Here is a 7,394-nt window from a genome sequence, read left to right on the forward strand (position 1 = left end):
TATAATACTACAAAGATCTATAACTTTAGCTCTTTTTAGGGATTTCAAAAGATAATCTCCCATATATATTTTAGAATCATAATTTTTTTTCATATATATTTCTTCATAATATATATCCTTAGAACAGACATCTATAACTGTATATCTATTGTTAGATTTAATCAATAAACCTTTTCTATTTTCAGTATTTTTTAATTTTCTTTCATTTAATATACTTCTATTTTCACTCTTATCTATAGGTAAGTTTATATACCCTAAATTTTTACCATCATATTTATAATATTTAAGGGAATTAAGTTCTATAACTTTATCAGGATTAAAATCAAATATATCTACTATAAGAGAATTATCTAAAACGTAATATTTCTTATCTTCAGAAAATACAAAACCTTCAAATAATATTATATTCAAAGGTATTTTCGTAACATATTCAACACTTTTGCCTTCTTCATTATGAATAAAAATATCTCCACCTAATTCATCTACTATATTTCTATATTTTATATAACTAATAAGTCTTTCTTTATCATATAAATCAATTGCTGAATTTATATAATTCTTATTAAAAATAGAGGTTAAAATTTCAGCTTCAGAATAATCATAATTAGATTTTAAAATACCTGCATTAATCGCATTATTATGAATTTTATCAATTTCAAGGCTATACCCATTAATCTGTATTGATAAATATAATTTATCTACTTCTTGTTTGATACAAAAATTAATTTCAAAATCATAATCTCCTTTATCAAATAACTTAACAGTATAATCAGATATAGACATAACTATAGAATGTAATACATCAATTATTGCATTTTTTATTCTAAAAAATAGTATTTTATCTACTTTCAAATTATTATCATTGAAATTTAATTTAACTCTCAAACCTAATAAATCTATATATTCCATTATTACATTTTGTATATTTTTCAACTCTTCTTTCAAATCTATTACTCTTAAATCAAAAACCTGTCTTTTCAAATTATACTTAAGTTCTGATAAATCTTTGATTAAATTTTTAAATTCATCTTGTTTTTCTTCTTTAATATAATCTTTAAAATTATATAATTTTTTTCTAATATAAAATATATTATCCACATTTTCAATAATATTAGATATATTTTCAAGAGAAATAGTAATCATTTCTTTATTTTTCTTTGATAAATCTACTTCTTCTACTTTAACTTCTTTTATATATTCTAAACTTTTAATCTTTTCAATCAAAGATAAAGAACAAGAAGATAATGTACATCTAATACTTGTATTCAATTTTAAAACATCATATGATTCTAACGTTAAAGAATTATCAAAAATATATTCTTTTTTTAAAATTTCTGTTTCATCTTCAAGTAATTTTTCAAATTCAAAAATATCAATTTTTTCAAAATCATAGTTTTCATAAAAAAATATATTCAAATTATACACCAATGTTTCCATTTCAAGTCTTTTTTCGTCCATAAATAAATCCTTATTTAAATTTTTATATATAGTTAATTATACACCAAAATAATATTTTTAACTAGAGAATATTATCTTATTATTAAATTCTTTTAAATATTTAATTTATCTTCAAAATAACAACACAATAAATATTTCAATTTTTATATTGATATTAGTAAACAAAATAAAAGGTCATTAAATAGAATATTTTCTATTTTCATGACCTTTTAGCCCTGCAATTATTTCAATAAACTTAAATAACTTTTACCATGCTCTAATTTTTCTTCTATTTTAAAATATTCAAGAATAGTTGCCGCTGTATCTGACATTGTATTTCTAAGACCTATATTAATATATTTATCTTTTAATTTTTTATTATATATTAATAGTGGTACATTTTCTCTAGTATGTTGTGAATGTCCTATAGTAGGATCATTACCATGATCTGCAGTAATAACAATTATATCATCTTCTTCTAATTTTTCTAAAATTTTCCCTATATATTCATCAGCTATTGTTAAAATATTTGAATATCTTTCTGAATTTTGTGCATGTCCTGAAAGATCAGTTTCTTGAACATTAATACACATAAATCCTTTTTTCATATTATCCATTTCTTCTAAAGTTAATTCAAGTATTGTTTTAGTATCTACTAAATTTATTAAACTCTTTCCTTTATCGTTAAATACAATATCTGCAACTTTTCCTATAAGTGTTACATCAATTCCATTTTTAGTTAATATTGTTGGTACTTGTACATGAGGATCTACACCATAGCCCATATGTCTAACCATATATCCTTCCTCATATACTAAAGACAGCGGAGCATCTATACCCATGTACTTATTTTCTCTTTCACGTGCAGCTGCTAAAATACTTTCTTTAGAAGCCTTTGTTCCACCAAATACTATAACTCTTTCAACCTTTACTATATCTCTTACAATTTGAGCTATTTCTAATTCTTCTTCAAATGTTGTTTCTTTAAATGTTGTTGTAACATTATATACCTGTCCTAAATCCGTTTCTAAATTATCACCTATAGCAACTTTATCATTAACCCATAAAAACTTAACTTCTTCACCTCTTCTTTCAACTATATATCCACTATTTTTTAATTTATTTTCCACCTCATCAATATAATATGAAAAAGGCTTATTAAGCGGTTTTTCTGTTTTTGTTCCCATAATTTCTTGATGCCCTAAGAATGTATCACCACCATGATGTTGTAACTTAGATTTACCAATAATACAATTTTTAACTTTTTTCATTTTTTCTGTTTCAGCATTTAAAATATTCATTAATCCTAATTTTTCCAAATTACTCCACTTAGAATTTTTAACATTATCCAATATATGTAATGCAGTATTTGAACCATAATCTCTAGCTCTTACCTCTAAAACATCATCCATATAACCCACACCAAATCCATCTAAAACTAGAACAATAAATTTACCCATTTCAAATCCTTCTTTCTATTCCATGAGAATCAAATCTTCCTAATATTTTTATATTTCCATTATGTATTCCTTCAATTAAAACTATATCTGAACGCGTCACGAAAACTTGTGTTCTAAAAGCTAAAATTATACTTTTAAATACATCATATTTACCTTTTAAAGATAAATAATAATCTATATTTTCTGAATTAAAATCATCAACTTCTACAACTTCACCATCTATATATCCATATTTCATATTTCCACGTGGATAATACCCTCCACCATAAAAATAAGATTTTTCTCCAAATATATGGGATATTTCAGAAATATATAAATAACTAGGAATTTCTATACCACCTTCACTATTTAATGGTGTTGTACCTGTTAAAGCATGTCCTGGTTCTGCATGTGTTCCGCCAAATTCACTTATAACTTTCATATTTTCTACAGTAGTAACCGAAGGCATATTTATATGTTTGATATCAAATCCCTCTTTTAAAAGAATTTCTCTTGCATTTAATAAAGATTTTAAATTATTTGTTTCTTTTATTTTTTTTTCTTCATTAGAATAGAGAAAACACGGAAATGAAGTAAGTCCTATTAATCTAATTCCTTTAAGAGATTTTATTTTTGGTATCATTTTTTTTATTTCTTCAATTGATAATCCAGATTCCTGTCCTACATAAATATTTGAATCAAATTCTATAACTCTAATTATAATATCTTGAACTTTTCCTAAATTTAAAGCTACATCAGATATTTTTTGTATCATATCTATAGAATAAACCGTAAAAACGTCTGTTCCATATTCAATTATTCTCTTTATCATCTTTTGGGGAATTTGAACCAAATGACCTACATTACCAAGATGAAGATTATTTTCCATCATTATCTCAGCTTCTTTAAAATCTACACAAACTGCTCCTTTATAACCTATATTTTCTAATTTTTTAGCAATCAAAGGATTTCTACCTATTTGCTTTAACATATAGTATAAAGTTATTCCATACTTATTTGCTTCTTTCAATATATTTTTAGCATTAATTTCCAACATATCCATATCTATACAATATGTATCTGGTAATATTTCCAAATCTTTATGTAATTTTTCTGCTACTTTTACAAAATCAAGATTCTCTTTAAGCAATCTTTTTAAGAACATTATTCATCATCTCTTTTCCAATAATATGCCTTTTCTATAATATTAGCAATATTTTCAGCCCCTGATCTATTAGGATTTATTCTTATCATTCGTTCAGCTAAAGTAGGATCTGAATCCAAAAATGTTCCTGAAACTCTGTATATTAATGGTGAAAATTCAAATTTAGATTCTGCACCTACAGGGTGTGTTAAAGCTCCAAAGTCAACTGTTTTTTCTAATATTTTTTTTGCTATAGATTCTTTAAATTCAACTAAAATTACTTTTGATTGAGCATTTGCTATATACACATTTTTTATATATGGAAATCTTAAATCGTTAGATAATATTTTCTTTAATTTTTCAATTTCTCTTGCCTGTATACTTAAAGAAACCGGAGCATATACTAAACCTCTTAAAACTTCCATTGCTTCAAATCCTTGAACTTGGGAACCACCTGAATAATTATTTTTTTTCATATTAGATATTAAATTTTTATTTCCTACTATAACACCAATTCCAACTGGTCCTAATAATTTAAAAGTTGAAAAAGCAGTTATATCTGCACCCATTTCAACCCCATTTTCTTTTGTTTTACACACCGCATAATTATCATCCACTATTATTTTTATTGTTGAATCAATACTCTTAATTTCATTTATAACTTCTTTTAAATTATACTTATCTTTTAATTGCTGCCTTGTATGTTGTAATAATACTACTTTAATTTTATTTTCCTTAATAAATATATCTAAATTACTCAAATCATTAAAATTATATTTTAATATATTTACTTTCATTGATTTTAAATTAAATTCGCTAGTTTTATAAATAGGAGCATCATGAACTAATATTTGATTTTCATTTTTTAATAATTCTATAAAAGATAATCTAAGCGCATTAGTTCCAGAACCTCTTACTAAAAAAGAATCTTCACCTCCAAAAAATTCAGCGATAATTTTTTCTACACTTCTAGTTCTTAAAGGCATATTATTTGTTTTTTCTACACCTAAATCTCCTAAATTTAATATATCTCTTCCATTTATATTTTTACATATTATTTCAATTAATTTAAATTGTTTTTCAATTGCTTCATCTAAACTTATAGACTGTAAAGGATACGACTCCATAATTAACCTCATTTCTTATATATTTGATCACCAACTGCTGCCATTATTTCTCTTGCATATGCCCAAGTTGATTTATATGTTCCTTTTTCTCCAACACCAAAATTTTGTTTATTAGTCAATATTATAACTTGAACTTTATTATCTAAATCGTAAACAACTTGTGTCCCTGTAAATCCTGTATGACCTACAAAGCTAGAATTTGCATATTTACCCATATATCCTGTTTTCTCCCCACCTCTATTAATTTCATATCCAAATCCATGTCCAAATTTACTTTCTTGTTTTATAAATTTATCAACAACATTTTTATCATAAATTTTTATATTATTTAAAGTTCCATTATTTAAAAGAACTTCTCCTAAAATATATAAATCAAATGCTGTTGAATAAAGTCCTGCATGACCTGCAACACCATTATTTGCATAATATGCATTTCCATCATTAACTTCACCTGTTAAAGTCTGTTTTCTCCAATATCTAAATGAAGAAAAATCTTCATTTATTTTATATCCAAAATCATCATCTTTTATCATTCTTTCTTCAAATGGATTTCCGTGTGAAGTTGATGCAATTTGATTTTTAGGGAATTGTTCTAATGGTAAAAATCTTGTTTTTTGAAGTCCTAAAGGTTTATATATTTCATTCAATACATATTCATTTATTTTTTCTCCTGTTATTCTCTCAACAATAAAAGCCAACATCATAAATGATAAATCACTATATTTCCTATTTGTTCCAGTTTCATACTCTAATGGTAGTGAGCATATATACTTTAAAACCTCATCAGAATTATTTGCATGATAATATATAGGTAACCACGGTGTTAATCCAGACGTATGCGTTAATAAATCTCTAACCTTAACATTTTCCTTCCCATTTTGTGCAAATTCAGGAATATAGGTAGAAACTTTTTCTTCTAAATTTATTTTTCCTTCTGAATCTAACTTCATTATAGCTTGTGTTGTAGCAAATATTTTTGTTAGTGAAGCAAGATCAAATATAGTTTCCTCATTCATTTTTCTTTTAAGAATTTTACCATTTTCAATTTCCTGTGCATTTCCAAATGCTTTATAATAAATTATTTTCCCTTTTTCTGAAACAAGAACCACAGAACCCGGAAATGTCTTTTCTTTTATATATTTATTAGTTACATCTTCTATACTATTAAAATTATACGTATATGAAATCATCCCAAATAAAAATAAACAAAAAGCATATATCAATTTCTTCATAATAAAACTCCTTATAAGTTAAAAAATTTTTTAGGATTCAAATGTAATAACTTTTCTATTGAATCTTCTGTAACTCCTTTTTCTTTTAATTTTGGTATAAATATATCAAATATATATGAATATCCTATACCTCCCATATATTGCATATTAGATTTTCTTGTAATATCTAATGATAAAAATACTTTATCTATAAAACCTTTATCTTGTATTGTTTTAAGCATATCCACCCTAATATCATCTGACATATAATTATTTTTACCTATAGTATCAAATTCTACATAAACTCCTTCTTTTAATAAAGATAAAATATAATCAATATCTCCACTTAAATCAACATGTCCTATTACAACATTATTTAAATTTACTCTATTTTCCTTAAAAAAATTCACTTGTTCTTTTCCGTAAGTACCAAGAGTAGTATGCGTAGTTATAGGTTTTCCTGTTTTTTTATGTGCTATGACAGCTGCGGTAAATACTTTTCTTTCTTCAGCTGTCATTTCATTTTTACTTGTACCTATTTCACCTATTATACCAGCTTTTATATTACTTCCATCTATGCCTTGTTCTATATCTTTTATCATAAGATCAGCAAGTTCATCCACTGACATTTTATACACATAATCAGGTAAAAAAGGTTCTTTATAAAATCCTGTTGCACAAATATAATTAATTTTACTTTCTCTAGAAATATCTTCTATATATTTTATATCTCTTCCCATACCTCTATTTGTAACTTCAACAATATTTCTAACACCTAAATCATATAACTTTTTCATTTCTTCAATAGTATGTTCTTTACAATCTAATCTACAATCTAAATTCTTCTTAACTCCAGAAAGATCTATGAACATATGTTCATGCATTAAAGTATATCCATCCTTAAGCATACTTCTCCTCCTATTTAGCAACCACTGGAACAAATAAATTAAGTATAAATAATATATTCAATATTATTCCAAATAATATGGTAGCTATAGGTCCAACCGCCATATCAACCAACGGTTTTTTAGATGAT

Annotated in this window: 7 protein-coding genes; all 7 read right to left on the reverse strand. The window is 24.7% G+C overall.

Features of this window, described 5'->3' with window-relative positions; translation table 11 throughout:
* The coding region (locus tag ACWYO2_RS04055; protein ID WP_455515215.1) for a hypothetical protein at positions 1 to 1,458 on the reverse strand (1,458 nt) is incomplete at its 3' end.
* A gap of 221 nt (positions 1,459 to 1,679) precedes the next feature.
* On the reverse strand, positions 1,680 to 2,897 hold the full coding sequence (locus tag ACWYO2_RS04060) for a phosphopentomutase (protein WP_455515216.1): 1,218 nt from the start codon (positions 2,895 to 2,897) through the stop codon (positions 1,680 to 1,682).
* 1 nt (position 2,898) lies between these two features.
* A complete protein-coding gene (locus ACWYO2_RS04065) occupies positions 2,899 to 4,041 on the reverse strand; it encodes an alanine racemase (protein ID WP_455515217.1) in 1,143 nt (380 codons plus the stop codon).
* Positions 4,041 to 5,147 carry an aminotransferase class V-fold PLP-dependent enzyme gene (locus tag ACWYO2_RS04070; protein WP_455515218.1) on the reverse strand — a complete coding sequence of 369 codons (1,107 nt, stop codon included), beginning with the start codon at positions 5,145 to 5,147 and terminating at the stop codon, positions 4,041 to 4,043. The genes ACWYO2_RS04065 and ACWYO2_RS04070 overlap by 1 nt, the downstream gene beginning before the upstream one ends.
* Positions 5,148 to 5,155: 8 nt before the next feature.
* A complete protein-coding gene (locus tag ACWYO2_RS04075) occupies positions 5,156 to 6,379 on the reverse strand; it encodes a serine hydrolase (protein ID WP_455515219.1) in 1,224 nt (407 codons plus the stop codon).
* Between the two features lie 11 nt (positions 6,380 to 6,390).
* Positions 6,391 to 7,266, reverse strand: coding sequence for a phosphotriesterase family protein (locus tag ACWYO2_RS04080; RefSeq protein ID WP_455515220.1), 876 nt, complete (start codon positions 7,264 to 7,266; stop codon positions 6,391 to 6,393).
* Between the two features lie 10 nt (positions 7,267 to 7,276).
* Complete coding sequence (locus ACWYO2_RS04085) at positions 7,277 to 7,378, reverse strand: hypothetical protein (RefSeq protein ID WP_455515221.1); 102 nt, start codon at positions 7,376 to 7,378, stop codon at positions 7,277 to 7,279.
* Between the last annotated feature and the right edge of the window lie 16 nt (positions 7,379 to 7,394).

This window comes from Pseudostreptobacillus sp. (assembly GCF_977040545.1).

Bases quoted from the DNA above. Each gene is read 5' to 3' on its own strand.
- ACWYO2_RS04060 (WP_455515216.1), bottom strand. From the start codon at position 2,897: ATGGGTAAATTTATTGTTCTAGTTTTAGATGGATTTGGTGTGGGTTAT.
- ACWYO2_RS04075 (WP_455515219.1), bottom strand. From the start codon at position 6,379: ATGAAGAAATTGATATATGCTTTTTGTTTATTTTTATTTGGGATGATT.
- ACWYO2_RS04080 (WP_455515220.1), bottom strand. From the start codon at position 7,266: ATGCTTAAGGATGGATATACTTTAATGCATGAACATATGTTCATAGAT.
- ACWYO2_RS04070 (WP_455515218.1), bottom strand. From the start codon at position 5,147: ATGGAGTCGTATCCTTTACAGTCTATAAGTTTAGATGAAGCAATTGAA.
- ACWYO2_RS04065 (WP_455515217.1), bottom strand. From the start codon at position 4,041: ATGTTCTTAAAAAGATTGCTTAAAGAGAATCTTGATTTTGTAAAAGTA.